10 protein-coding genes are annotated in these 12,722 nt (G+C 63.6%); 2 read left to right on the top strand and 8 right to left on the bottom strand.

Going from position 1 to position 12,722, the window contains the following annotated elements:
- Positions 1 to 7 precede the first annotated feature (7 nt).
- Entirely contained in the window at positions 8 to 1,666 is a 1,659-nt protein-coding gene (locus I6F35_RS31195) for a regulator (RefSeq protein WP_225121477.1), read from the top strand.
- Positions 1,667 to 1,770: 104 nt separating this feature from the next.
- On the opposite strand, the gene I6F35_RS31190 is transcribed toward I6F35_RS31195, so the two are convergent.
- The 4 genes from I6F35_RS31190 to I6F35_RS31175 form a co-directional block, all read right to left on the bottom strand.
- Complete coding sequence (locus tag I6F35_RS31190; RefSeq protein ID WP_225121476.1) at positions 1,771 to 2,595, bottom strand: carbohydrate ABC transporter permease; 825 nt, start codon at positions 2,593 to 2,595, stop codon at positions 1,771 to 1,773.
- The gene (locus I6F35_RS31185; RefSeq protein ID WP_225121475.1) at positions 2,592 to 3,530 is read right to left on the bottom strand and encodes a sugar ABC transporter permease; all 939 of its coding nucleotides are present in this window, start codon (positions 3,528 to 3,530) and stop codon (positions 2,592 to 2,594) included. Before I6F35_RS31185 ends, I6F35_RS31190 begins: the two co-directional genes overlap by 4 nt.
- A complete protein-coding gene (locus I6F35_RS31180; protein WP_225121474.1) occupies positions 3,527 to 4,849 on the bottom strand; it encodes a sugar ABC transporter substrate-binding protein in 1,323 nt (440 codons plus the stop codon). Before I6F35_RS31180 ends, I6F35_RS31185 begins: the two co-directional genes overlap by 4 nt.
- Before the next feature lie 101 nt (positions 4,850 to 4,950).
- The gene (locus I6F35_RS31175; protein WP_225121473.1) at positions 4,951 to 5,805 is read right to left on the bottom strand and encodes a VOC family protein; all 855 of its coding nucleotides are present in this window, start codon (positions 5,803 to 5,805) and stop codon (positions 4,951 to 4,953) included.
- 118 nt (positions 5,806 to 5,923) lie between these two features.
- On the opposite strand from I6F35_RS31175, the gene I6F35_RS31170 reads away from it, so the two are divergent.
- The gene (locus tag I6F35_RS31170) at positions 5,924 to 7,228 is read left to right on the top strand and encodes an FAD-dependent oxidoreductase (RefSeq protein ID WP_225121472.1); all 1,305 of its coding nucleotides are present in this window, start codon (positions 5,924 to 5,926) and stop codon (positions 7,226 to 7,228) included.
- On the opposite strand, the gene I6F35_RS31165 is transcribed toward I6F35_RS31170, so the two are convergent.
- From I6F35_RS31165 to I6F35_RS31150, 4 genes are read right to left on the bottom strand one after another with little or no spacing between them, the layout of a single operon-like run.
- A complete protein-coding gene (locus I6F35_RS31165) occupies positions 7,229 to 8,854 on the bottom strand; it encodes an ABC transporter ATP-binding protein (protein WP_225121471.1) in 1,626 nt (541 codons plus the stop codon).
- Positions 8,851 to 9,681: an ABC transporter permease gene (locus I6F35_RS31160; protein ID WP_225121470.1), complete on the bottom strand. Its 831-nt coding sequence runs from the start codon at positions 9,679 to 9,681 to the stop codon at positions 8,851 to 8,853. Before I6F35_RS31160 ends, I6F35_RS31165 begins: the two co-directional genes overlap by 4 nt.
- A 1-nt stretch (position 9,682) precedes the next feature.
- Positions 9,683 to 10,660 carry an ABC transporter permease gene (locus I6F35_RS31155; protein WP_225121469.1) on the bottom strand — a complete coding sequence of 326 codons (978 nt, stop codon included), beginning with the start codon at positions 10,658 to 10,660 and terminating at the stop codon, positions 9,683 to 9,685.
- 24 nt (positions 10,661 to 10,684) lie between these two features.
- Positions 10,685 to 12,301, bottom strand: a complete 1,617-nt coding sequence (locus I6F35_RS31150; RefSeq protein ID WP_225121468.1) for an ABC transporter substrate-binding protein — start codon at positions 12,299 to 12,301, stop codon at positions 10,685 to 10,687.
- Between the last annotated feature and the right edge of the window lie 421 nt (positions 12,302 to 12,722).

Here is a 12,722-nt window from a genome sequence, read left to right as displayed (position 1 = left end):
CATTATCATGAGCACCAGCATGACGGGGACGGCCGGCAGGTCCGAGTTCAAACCGGCACTGTGGACATCGGGCGACTGGAACGCGTTTTTCGGCTTCGGCACCAACATCCTCGTCAACATGCTGGTCCTCACCGGCCTGCTGCGCTTCGTCCTGAAGATGCCGGACTCACTTGTGTTCGGGCGCATCCTGCCGGCGCTCGGCCTGATGATGTGCCTCTCCACTTTCTATTACGCGTTCCTCGCCTACCGACTGGCGCAGAAGACCGGCCGCAGCGATGTCTGCGCCCTGCCATCGGGCGTCAGCGTCCCGCATATGTTCATCGTCACCTTCGTGATCATGCTGCCGATCACGCTCAAGACCGGCGACCCCATCAAGGGCTGGTCAGCCGGCCTGGTCTGGGTGTTCTTCCAGAGCTTCATCCTGATGATCGGCGGCTTCATTGCGCCGTATATCCGCAAGATCACGCCGCGCGCGGCGCTGCTCGGCACGCTCGCCGGCGTTTCCGTCACCTTCATCGCGATGCGGCCGGCGCTCGAGATGTACATGACGCCGCAGATCGGGCTGATCTGCTTCGCCATCATCCTGGTGAGCTGGTTCGGCGGGGTGAAATATCCGCGCGGCATTCCCGCGGGGCTCGTGGCGATTGCGGCCGGCATGATCATCGCATGGGGCTCGAACCTGTTCGGCCTCGGGCTCGGCGGCTTGAGCCTGAAGGGCGTCGGCGATGCCTTCGCGAACTTTGGTTTCTCGGTGCCGATCCCGGCCGTCGGGCAGGTGTTCTCCGGCTTCGAGTTCTTAGGGATCATCCTGGTCACGGCGATTCCCTTCGGCATCTACGATCTTGTCGAGGCCATGGACAACGTCGAGAGCGCGGAGGCCGCCGGCGACGAATATCCGACCACGCGCGTACTGACCGCCGACGGCGTCGTCAGCCTGATCGGCTGCCTGATGGGCAATCCCTTCATCAACGCTGTCTACATCGGCCATCCCGGCTGGAAGGCGATGGGTGGACGGATCGGCTATTCGGCTGCCACCGGAATCATGGTGGTAGTGCTATCCTGGTTCGGCATCATCTCGGTGTTGTTGGCACTGGTGCCGGTCGTCGCGATCTCGCCGATCCTGCTCTATATCGGCATGCTGATCGGTGCGCAGGCGTTTCAGACCACGCCGGCCAGGCATGCGCCCGCGATCGTGCTGGCGTTCACGCCGCATCTCGCCGCCTGGGCCAAGTTGCAGATCGACACCATGCTGGCGTCGACCATGACGGCGGCGCAAAGTGTCGGCGGGCTCGCGGCCGACAAGGTGGGCGAGGTCAAAGCGGCCGCAATCGCCGCGCTGCCGCAGCAGGGGGTGATCTATCACGGGCTTGAAGTGATGGGCGGCGGCTCGATCCTCGCCGGCCTCGTGCTGGGCGCGATCGCCGTCTTCGTGATCGAGCGTGATTTCCTCAAAGCCTCAGCCTTTGCGCTGGCCGGCGCCGTGATGACCTATTTCGGCTTCATGCACGGCGAAGCGGTCGGCATCGGAGGCGGCCTTGGCGTCACGCCTGGGGTGGCGCTGGCTTATGTCGTGATGGCGGCGGGACTGTTCGCGCTCAGCAGGTCCGTCGGCAGCGTGGCCTACAGCTCACATCCGGAGATGCCGATCGCGGCACCGGCGGAGTGAACTCTCAGCCGTCATTGCGAGGAGCGCAAGCGACGAAGCAATCCATGTTCCCGCAAGTGGCGCTCTGGATTGCTTCGCTTCGCTCGCAATGACGCGGGGAGACGCTATCCACCCTTCACGGCACCCGCAGTAAGCCCGGCGACGATCTGCCGTTGGGCGAACACCGTGAGCAGCAGCACCGGGAACGTCACCAGCAGCGCGGCGGCGGCGAGCGGCCCCCAGCTCAACTGGTCGAACGAGATCATATTGTAGACGGCAACCGGCAAGGTGCGCGTCTCGCGTCCCGCCAGCACGATGCCGAACACGAAATTGTTCCAGGAGAAGATCACCGCGAGGATGAAGGCGACGGCTAGTCCCGGGCGCGCGATCGGCAACGCGACATGGCGGAACACCTGCCAGCGCGTGGCGCCGTCGATCCGTGCGGCTTCCTCCAATTCCAAAGGCGTGGTCTCGAAATAGCCGATCATGATCCAGATCACGATCGGCACCGTCACCACGAGATGGATGATGATCTGCGGCACCAGCGTGCCGAGCAGCCCCAGCCACTGGAACAGCAGGAACAGCGGGATCAGATACGACAGTCCCGGCGTGATGCGCGCGATCAGGATCACGATCGCCGATTTATGCGCCGCCATCCGCGCGATGCCGTAACCGGCGGGCACGCCGACCAGCATCGCGAGCAAGGTCGCGCTGCCGGTCACGACCAGGCTGTTGACGAAATAGGTCAGGAAGCGGTTGGAGGCGAGCACGTCGGCATAATTCTTCCAGGCGAACTGCTCGGGGATGAACACCGGCGGATAGGCGGCGTTGTCGATCTCGTACTTCAGCGACAGCGAGATCATCCAGAGGAAGAACAGGATCGCCGGTGACACGATGATGAACACCGAGAACCAGAGGCCGATCCGGCCGAGGAGTTGACGCGGGCTCATGCGCCGCCTCCGATCTCGGTCCACAGCATCCGCTTGCGCAGATAAAGCAGCACCGCTGCGAGCAGCACGATCAAGAGGAAGAACACCACCGCGATCGCCGAGCCATAGCCCAGGTCGTAATAGACAAAGGCGACGCTGTAGAGATAGAGGTTGATGGTCTCCGACGCCGAGCCAGGTCCGCCTTGGGTGATCGCGAAGATGATGTCGAAACTCTTCACCGCGTCGATCATGCGGATCATCCCGGCGATGAACAAAAACGGCATGATCAGCGGCAGCGTGATGTAGCGGAACATCTGCCAGAAGCTGGCGCCATCGATCTCCGCGCTCTCATATGGCTCGGTCGGGATTGCGGCGAGGCCGCCGAGCACGATCAGCATCACCAGCGGCGTCCATTGCCAGGTCTCGACCAGCACCAGCGATGGAATGACGGTCGCCGGATTGAACACCCAGAGCTGCGGCGGCAGGCCGACCAGCGACAAGAGGTAGTTGAGCACGCCGAGCTGCGGATGGAACATCATGGTCCAGACCAGCGCGATCGCCACCGGAGTAGCCATCATCGGCATGATGAAGACGCCGCGTAAAAAGCCGCGTCCCGCAAAGCGCTGGTGGAACACGACGGCTGCGAGCGTGCCGAAGATCAGCGGCAATATCACCGACAGTGCCGTGTAGAAGATGGTGTGTCCGACAGCCTCGACGAAACGCGGATCGTTCGGCAATCGCAGATAGTTGGCGAACCCGACGAAGGTCGTGGGCGAGCCGACCTTCCATTCATTGAAGCTCATCCAGATCGTGAAGAGCCATGGGAACACGATCACGGCCAGCACGACGATGAGCGCCGGCAGCACGAAAGGCCAGTAGGTGGGGCGATGCCATTGCTGCTCCGGCGCGGCGGACGCTTCCGCCGCGGCCGGAGTCGTCTCGGTTATCGTGCTCACGCTTTTTCGCTGCGTTCCAGGATGGGCCGGAATTGCTCGTGCGCCTTCTTCAACTCCGTTGCCGGATCGGCGCCCGAGAGCGTCGCGGTCAGCGCCGCGCCGACGATGTCACGGAATTCGGCGACGGGAATGATGACGGGCAGCCCGAGCTTGCTGATCTTGGCGGAGTCGACGACGGACTTCAGCCATTCCTGGGTCTTCACGCCCTTAGCGACTTCGGGATCGTTCACGATCGAATTGCGGAATGGCACGCCGCCGCCGGCCTGCAGCAATCTCGCAGCTTGCGTCCGGGAGACGACCCATTGGCACAGGAGGTAGGCGGCTTCCTTGTTCTTGCTGGCCGCGGCGATGCCGATGCCATCGCCATAGGTCGAGGAAAACGCGCCCTTGGGCCCGGCGGGCACGAGGGTGTAGCCGACCTTGCCGACGACGCGCGAGGCGGTTGGATCTTCCAGCGGCGGCGCCCAGCCGTCGGCGTCGATCCACATCGCTGACCGACCTTGCGTGAACGAGGCCATCGACTCCATCCAGTTGAACCCGGCGACGCCGGGAGGCGCCGATTTGGTCAGGAGCCGCTGATAAAGCTTGGTCGCCTCGATCGCCTCGGGGCCGTCGGTGAGGATGTTGCCCTTGCTGTCGAGGAATTCACCACCATAGTTCAGATAGAAGTTGGTCCACATCGCCATGTTGGCGTTGCGCAGGCCTCGCCCGACAAAGCCGAAGGTGCCTTCCTTGGGGTCGGTGAGCTTCTCGGCGGCCACCACCATCTCGTCCAGCGTCTTCGGCACTTCGACGCCTTTCTTCTGGAACAGCTCCTTGTTGTAATAAAGGATGAAATAGTCGACCGACCATGGCAGCGACAGCATCTGGCCCTTGTCGTTCTTGGCGTATTGCTGTCCGGCGGCGGAGAAGTCGCTTTCGACGAGGTCTGGCGGCGTGAAATTCGGATCCTTCAGATAGGCGGAGATATCGGCGAGCCAGCCGGCCTTCTCGAACTGTCGCTTCTGCACATGGTAGCTCAAATGGACGACGTCGAAGCTCGGCTTGCCCGAGGCGAGCTCAATGACGCATTTCTGGCGCTGCTGCTGCTCGGGAATCTGCTCGGACTCGACCTGGATGCCCGTGAGCGCGGTGAACTCCTTGATGTATTTTTGCAGGTTGTCGCCGCGCGGCCCCTTGGCGAGGATCACCTCGAGCTTGGTGCCGTTATACTTCTTCCAGTCTACGTCGGCGCGCGCCGGAAATCCGGTGAGGCTGAGCGCGCCGGCTGCAGCCGTGCCGGCCAAAAGCTGCCGGCGCGAGATCTGGTGATCCGTCATGTTTCTCTCCCTGGTCTTTTTGTTTGGGAGAGATACTAGCGTTTGCGCGGGCTCTGCCTAGCCCTAATGTGCACTACAATTGTCGCGTGTGCGCTGGTCGTTTATGCCTTGACGAAAGCAAGCAACGTCCCATTGCCTGCCGCCGGCGGTACGCAGATCGCACCGGCACTGTGCACGCCGGTCGAGCCCAGCGCCTTTTCCGCGGCGGCAAGATCGGCGGCGATCACGAGGCCGGCGCCGCCGCGTTCGGGCAGGGTTGCCAGTGATACGCCGGGATAACGCGCGCCGAGTTGGTCCGTGGTCAGAAACACGAAGTCGGCGCGGTCCGAGCCCGAGGGCACGGCAACGGCGCCGTCGGCTTCGGCCCTGGCTGGGACATCGATCATCTTGGACAGATGCGCGGCATCCTTGGCCGGCTCCGGCGTCACGATCAGCACCTGCCTCAGGCGTTTCGCGCCATTGGCATGCGTCATCAATTCCGGGATCCACACGGTCTCGCGGGTCTTGTGCTGGCATGCGAAGATGCGCAGGCCGCCCGGCGCCTCCGCTGTCGGCCACTGGAAGGTGCGGAATTTGGCCGCCGACAGCGTGCGGTCAGGCATCGTCACCGGCCGCTCGAAATCGGTGGGACCAATCGGTGCGTAACCACGTGCGCGAATCTCCTCGGCGCCATCTGCAGAATCGACCGCGGTGAATGCGATGCGCTCGATGCCTTCGCCACGCTGCTCCAGGAATGCCCGCGCCGGCGCATTGTGCTCGGTCGGGGTGAGCACGCCGAGCAGTTCGACATAGTCGGGATCGAGCATGATGGTGTAATTGCCGGATCCCATATGTGCGCTATGGGTGCCGCGCGGCGAAACCGTGAAGCCTAGCCGCTTCCAGTTCTCGGCGGCCCGATCGAGATCCTTCACCATGATCACGGCGTGATCTAGTCCAATGACATTCTTGAGTGACACTCTGCTGTTTCCCCGCCATGGATAAGAGGCGTAGTACACTAAACAGATCGATCCGGTGCCCGCAAGCCGACGTTCCCATGGATGCGGCGCCGGGCAAGTGATCGCGAAGAGATTGACGATGGAAAGAACCGAAATCCGCTGGCCCGACTCCCTTTGGGCCGCGGTGACGCCCTCCGGGCCTGATCTGCCCGACCTGTCCGGTAGCCAGCAGGCCGACGTGATCGTGATCGGCGGCGGTTTCACGGGACTGTCGACCGCGCTGCATTTGCGTGAAGCCGGTATTGACGTTGCTGTTGTCGAGGCGATGGAGCCGGGCTGGGGTGCTTCAGGGCGCAACAACGGCCAGGTGATTCCAACCTTGTCGCGGCCCGATCCTGAAGACATCATCGCCAGGCATGGCGCCGCTGGCGAGCGCTTTGTCGGTCTGTTGCGCGACAGCGCCTCGATGCTGTTTGACGTCGCGCAGCGATACAACATCGAGGCCGAGCAGGAACAGGCAGGCTGGGTGCAGCCGGTGCACTCGCCCGGCCGCATCAAGATCGCGGAGCGGCGGGTGCGGCAATGGTCGAAATTCGGCGCGCCCGTCGAACTGTTGTCGCGTGAGCAAGTCTGCGACATGCTCGGCTCGGATGCGTGGTACGGCGGTTTCTGGAACAGGGGCGGGGGCCACATCAATCCGCTGGCGCTGGCGCGAGGGCTCGCGCGCGCCGTACTTGATCAGGGCGGCCGCATCTATGCGCGCTCGCCGGTGGAGAGCTTCAAACGCGAGAACAATCGCTGGGTGGTGAAGACGGCCAAAGGCGAGATTTCCGGCCGCGCGCTGGTGGTGGCGACCAATGCCTATAGCGGCGAGATCGTGAAATCGCTGGTGCCGGAGATCGCGACCGAGGTGATGCCGGTGTTGTCCTGGCAGATGGCGACGCAGCCGCTATCGGACAATGTCCGCAAGTCCATCATCCCGGCACGGCAGGCGATGTCGGATACGCATGGAGAGCTCTATTTCGCGCGCTACGACGCGCGCAACCGGCTTGTCACCGGCGGCGCGGTGATTGGCCCCGGTGACAAAGCCGCGCGACTGAAGGAGAGGGTGACCGCGCGTTTGCAGCGGCTATGGCCACAGATCGGCGAAGTATCCTTCGACCACGTCTGGAACGGCTATGTCGGCATGACCACGGATTTCCTGCCGCGTTTTCACAAGCTCGGTCCCGACGCCTATGGCTGGACCGGCTGCAATGGCCGCGCGGTTGCGCTGACCATTGCGATCGGCGGTGAGCTTGCGAAAGCGGTCCGCGGTGTCCCCTTGAACGAACTGGCGCTGCCCTTCTCCGAACCGCAACCGATCCCCGCCCACGGGCTATTACGAAAGCTTGCGCCACTGATGCTGCTGGTCTATCGCCGCCGCGACGCGCGCGAGATCGCCTGATCACTCCGCGGCGGTGTCGTGCTCTCGCGCGAACTCACCGCCGGGTATCGAATCCAGCAGCGCCTGCGTATAGGGATGCTTTGGCTTGCCGAAGACCTCGGTAGCCAATCCGTGCTCGACCACCGCGCCATCCTTCATGACTGCGACAAGATCGCAAATCTGCGCGGCGACGCGCAGATCATGGGTGATGAAGATGATGGAAAGGCCGAGCCGCTGGCGCAGGTCGGCCAGGAGCTTCAGCACTTGCGCCTGCACGGAAACGTCGAGCGCGGAGACCGGCTCGTCCGCGACCAGCACCTCCGGCTTCAGCGCCAGTGCACGCGCAAGCCCGATGCGCTGGCGCTGGCCGCCGGAGAATTCATGCGGGTAGCGGTCGCCGGCGGATGGATCAAGCCCGACCAGCTCGAACAGTTTCCTGGCTTCGGCAATCGCCGTGACGCGCGGCGTGCCGTGGACGATAGGGCCTTGCGCCACCAGCTCCGCGGCCTTGCGGCGCGGATTGAGCGAGGCAAACGGGTCCTGGAACACCATCTGGATGTGCCGGGTCTCGCGGCGGACTTCCTCGCGCGACAGCTTTGCCCAGTCCTTGCCGTTGAGCACGATCGATCCGGTATCGGGATCGATCAGGCGCACGATGCAGCGCGCCAGGGTCGACTTGCCTGAGCCGGATTCACCGACGATGCCAAGCGTTGCGCCCTTGGGCAGATCGAGCGAGGTATCCTTGACCGCGGCCGTGACACGCGCGCCGCGTCCGAGGAAGCCGCCGGTGCGGTAGGTTTTTGAGACGCTGGCAATCGTCAAGATGTTCTCGCTCGACAGCGGCCGCGGCGGCGGTGCCTTCAGCGGTGGTACGGCGGCAATGAGCTGCCTCGTGTAAGGGTGCACCGGATGGTGCAGCACCTCGTTAGCCGTCCCTTGTTCGACGATCCTGCCGTGCTGCATCACCACGACGCGATCGGCGATCTCGGCGACGACGCCGAAATCATGGGTGATGAACAGCACCGCCGTCTTCTTGCGCTGCTGCAGGTCGCGGATCAGCTTCAATATCTGCGCCTGCGTGGTGACGTCGAGCGCGGTGGTCGGCTCATCCGCGATCAGCAGCTTTGGATCGAGCGCGAGCGCCATCGCGATCATGGCGCGCTGGCGCTGGCCGCCGGAGAGCTCATGCGGATAGGCCTTTGCGGCCAGTTTGGGATCGGGAATGCGGACGTCGGCGAGCAATGCGAGCACGCGCGCATTGATCTCGGCATTCGACAGCCCGGTATGGATCGAGAACATCTCGCCGATCTGGTCGCCGATGGTGCGCAGCGGATTGAGCGCGGTCATCGGTTCCTGGAAGATCATGGCGATGCCGGCGCCGCGCACTTCGCGCATCTCGGCCGTATCGGCGGCGCAGAGATCGCGACCCTCGAACAGCATGCGGCCGTTCTCGATTTTGACCTCGTTCGGCAACAGCCGCATGATCGCGTTCGCCATCATCGACTTGCCGGAACCGGATTCGCCGACCACGCAGAGGATCTCGTTCGAGGCGATCGAAAGCGAAACGTCCGACAGCGCATGGGGCCGGTCGGCGCCCTCCGGCAGGCGCACGCTCAGCCTTTCGAGCGAAAGGATAGCCTCGCTCATCGGCTCTTCAGCCTCGGATTGAGCGCATCGTTGAGCCCCTGGCCGACCAGCGACACCGCGAGCACGGTGACGAGGATGGCGATCCCGGGGATCGCGGAGACGTACCACTGCACGCGGAGCACGTCGCGGCCGAGCCCGATCAGATTGCCCCAGGAGGCGACGTTGGGATCGGACAGCCGCAGGAAGGCGAGGGCGCTCTCCAGCAGGATCGCGACCGCCATCACCACGCTGGCATAGACGATGACCGGCGGCAGCGCATTGGGCAGGATCTCGCCGAGGATGATCTTGATGTCCCGCATTCCCAGCGTCCTGCCGGCCTGGACGAATTCGCGGTTGCGGAGCGACAGGAACTCGGCGCGGGTCAACCGTGCCGGCGCCGGCCAGGATACGACGCCAACGGCAATCGTAACGGTGGTGAGCGTCGAGCCGAACACCGCGACCAGCACCAGCAGCAGCACGAAATTCGGCAGCGTCTGGAACGCCTCGGTGATCCGCATCAGGACGTTGTCGACCCAGCCGCCGTAATAGCCAGCAAAAGCGCCGACCAGGATTCCGATCAGGATCGCGATCGCGGTCGCGACGCCGCCGATCAGAAGCGAAATCCGTGCGCCGTAGAAGATCTGGGCGGCGATGTCGCGTCCGGAATTGTCGGTGCCGAGCAGGAAGCGCGGATTGGAGAATGGCCAGATCAGCGGGCGGCCCGCGAGCGACAATGGATCGCGCGTGTATAGAAAGCCGGCGCTGACCGCCATCGCGATCACGACGAGCAGCAGGATCAGGCCGATCACCGCGGCGGGACTGCGGAAATAGCGTTTCAGCGCGTCCATGTCAGCCATCCGCCTGGATGCGCGGATCGAGCCGCGCATAGAGAAGATCGACTACGAAGTTGACCACGATCACCAGCAGGGCCGAGACGAACACGATGCCGAGCAGCGTGTTGAGGTCGCGCTGCACCACGGACTCGTAAGCCAGCCGTCCAAGGCCTGGCAGCGAGAACACGCTTTCGACAACCACCGAGCCGCCGAGCATGGTGCCGGCCTGCAGCCCGATCAGCGTCACCATCGGCAACAGCGCATTGCGCAGCACGTGGCGCGTCACGACGTGGGTCTCGTCGAGACCCTTGGCGCGGGCGGTGCGGACGAAATCGAGGTTGAGCACCTCCAGCATCGAGGCCCGCATGATGCGAAGGTAGATGGCGAGGAAGATCAGCCCCAGCGTCAGCGTCGGCAGCACGAGATGGCTTGCGATATCGAGCACGCGCCAGACGCCGGACTGCACGGTGCCGATATCCTCGAAACCGCCGGACGGCAGCCATTGCAGGTAGACCGAGAACACCACGATCGCCATCAGGCCGAACCAGAACGACGGCGTCGCATAGAAGATCAATCCGAGTGTCGAGATCAGCGTATCCGGCCAGCGGTTGACGCCGCGCGCGGCGATCACGCCGAACACGAGACCGAAGAAGAACGCAAAAGACAGCGATGCGGTCATCAGGAGGATCGTCGGCGGCAGCCGCTCCAGGATCACGGAGGCGACCGGCTTGCCGTAGATCGAGGAGAATCCGAGATCGAGCCGCACCAGCCGCCAGAGATAGTTCGCAAGCTGCATCGGGATCGACAGGTCGAGCCCATAGAACTGGCGCAGTTCGCGCGCGCTCGCGGCGTCGCCGCCGCCCATCTGCGCCATCAGCGCGTCGACGGTATCACCCGGCGCCATCTGCAGCAGCAGGAAGACGCCGATCAAGATCAGGAACAGGGTCGGAATCGAGGCGGCGAGCCGCCGCCCCGCAAGGCTCAAGATGCGCATGCTCTCATCTTGACGTATTAAGGATCACGCGGAAAGCCAAAGATCGTGCCAGCTCGTCGAGCCCCAGCGGGGCGTGTTGGAGTGGTTGCGGGCTTTCGCGGTGATGACGGTGACGAAGATCTGTTCGATCGGCATCCAGACCGGCAGTTCCGTGTTCACCTCCTTGACGAACTCGGCATAGAGCGCCTTGCGCTTGACCGGATCGACCTCTGTGGCTGCATCGTCGATGGTCTTGTCGACCGTCTTGTCCTCCCAGCCCCATTGGTTGGTCCAGGGCGCGCCCTTGGGCTGGCCGGAACGATACCAGACCGTGGTCGAGACCGCAGGATCGTTGCGGTACTGGTGCCAGCCGGTGGCGAGATCGAAGGCGTGCTCGTCATAGACCTGCTTCAAGAATCCGCCGCCGTCATTGCGCACGATCTCGACGGGAATGCCGACTTCCTGCAGCGACTGCTGGACGAACGTCGACCACAGCGAGATGTCCTCGCCCCAGGGTGCGGGCAGCAGCCGGAGCGAGAAGCGGGTGCCGCCGGCACCCGGCTTGTAGCCGGCTTCATTGAGCAGCGCGACTGTCTTGGCCTTGTCGTAGGGATATTGCGGCGTGTCGGCGCCCGGATAGAAGTCGGTCGAGGTCGACGGGATCGGGCCGGTGCCGAGCTTGGCGAAATCGCCGAGGAAGTTGTCGATGAAGAACGGCACGTTGATCGCATGTGCGATCGCGCGGCGGACGCGGATGTCCGCAAGCTCCTTGCGGCGGAAGTTGAACTCGATCGTATTCGTGCGCGCATTGCCTTCGTTGCCTTTGGTGGAGACGATGAAGCGCTTGTCCTTGCCGAGCCGGGCCATGTCGGAGATCGTGAGCCCCGAGAACGGGCTGTAGTGCAGCTCGCCGGCTTCCATCTGCGCGGCCGCTGCGGCGCGGTCGGTGATCACCTTCCAGACGATGCGGTCCAGATACGGCGCGTTCGCCCGCCAGTAGTCGGGATTGCGGTCGGCGATGATGTATTGCCCGCGCTCATATTTGACGAACTTGAACGGGCCGGTGCCGACAGGCGCCAGATTGGTGGGGTTCTGGCGGATGTCGCCGTTCTCGTAGAGGTGCTTGGCGGAGACGTAGCCGAGGTCGGGCAGGGCGCGCAGCAACAGGTTCAGCGGCATCGGCCGCTCGTAGCGGAAGATCGCGGTCTGCGGATCGGGCGTGTCGACGGCGGTCAGGAACAGTTGCAGCGTCGAGCCGTAGTTCAGGATCTTCTTCCACATGTTCATCGCGGTGAACGCGACGTCATCGGAGGTGAACGGTTTGCCGTCGTGCCAAGTGATGCCCTTGCGCAGTTTGAAGGCTACGGTCTTGCCGTCGGGAGTGGCTTCCCAGCTTTCGGCGAGCACGCCGACCGGCTTGCCGTCGGCGTCGAGGTCGACCAGGTTCTCCTGGATCTTGCCGCCGATGATGTAGACGCCGGTCGAGGCCTGCAGGCTCGGATTGAGCTGGCGCTGCTCGGCGCCATAGTGGACGTTGAACACGCCGCCCTTGCGCGGGGTGTCCTGCGCAAATGCCCGCATCGGGTTGATGACATTGGCGGCGATGGCCGCCGACGTCAGAAGCGCGGTGCGGCGGTTGATCTCAAGGCGGGTCAAATCCATACAAGGTCTCCAAGAGTAGCGTCAGGCCGTGCGTAAGCCCAGCCTCGTACCGTCTTTAGCCGATGTTACGACGGGAGGGGAACCCGGGTCATTTTTCTTAATTGCCGCACAATCCAAACGATCATTCTCATGTCGCTACACCGAGCGGGCGTGTCGACCGCGGCTCGACCCAGCGGGCTCCAGAAGGAGTCCGCGAATCACCAATTGCGAATCTGCAGCCGAAAAACAGGGGTCAACGGCCGGTTCGCAGGCGTATGGAAGGGCTCTCTGAGGTCACACAAGCCCTCGACCAGCGAAAAAACCCGGGAAAAACGCAGGATTCCGGTGTATCAGCGGCGATATAGCTGTGAAGAATGACGAAAACCCTGTTTTTTTAGCCGGTTTCCGCCATAACGTGCCGTTTCCAGAATCAATGGAGCAA

Source organism: Bradyrhizobium sp. BRP22 (assembly GCF_020194175.1).
Classification (GTDB): Bacteria; Pseudomonadota; Alphaproteobacteria; order Rhizobiales; family Xanthobacteraceae; genus Bradyrhizobium.
This window is presented reverse-complemented; position numbering and strand designations above follow the sequence as displayed.

What these genes read in the sequence shown, in the direction of transcription:
- I6F35_RS31160 (WP_225121470.1), bottom strand. Translation starts at nt 9,681, where the DNA reads ATGGACGCGCTGAAACGCTATTTCCGCAGTCCCGCCGCGGTGATCGGC.
- I6F35_RS31180 (WP_225121474.1), bottom strand. Translation starts at nt 4,849, where the DNA reads ATGACGGATCACCAGATCTCGCGCCGGCAGCTTTTGGCCGGCACGGCT.
- I6F35_RS31150 (WP_225121468.1), bottom strand. Translation starts at nt 12,301, where the DNA reads ATGGATTTGACCCGCCTTGAGATCAACCGCCGCACCGCGCTTCTGACG.
- I6F35_RS31165 (WP_225121471.1), bottom strand. Translation starts at nt 8,854, where the DNA reads ATGAGCGAGGCTATCCTTTCGCTCGAAAGGCTGAGCGTGCGCCTGCCG.
- I6F35_RS31195 (WP_225121477.1), top strand. Translation starts at nt 8, where the DNA reads ATGAGCACCAGCATGACGGGGACGGCCGGCAGGTCCGAGTTCAAACCG.
- I6F35_RS31190 (WP_225121476.1), bottom strand. Translation starts at nt 2,595, where the DNA reads ATGAGCCCGCGTCAACTCCTCGGCCGGATCGGCCTCTGGTTCTCGGTG.
- I6F35_RS31170 (WP_225121472.1), top strand. Translation starts at nt 5,924, where the DNA reads ATGGAAAGAACCGAAATCCGCTGGCCCGACTCCCTTTGGGCCGCGGTG.
- I6F35_RS31155 (WP_225121469.1), bottom strand. Translation starts at nt 10,660, where the DNA reads ATGCGCATCTTGAGCCTTGCGGGGCGGCGGCTCGCCGCCTCGATTCCG.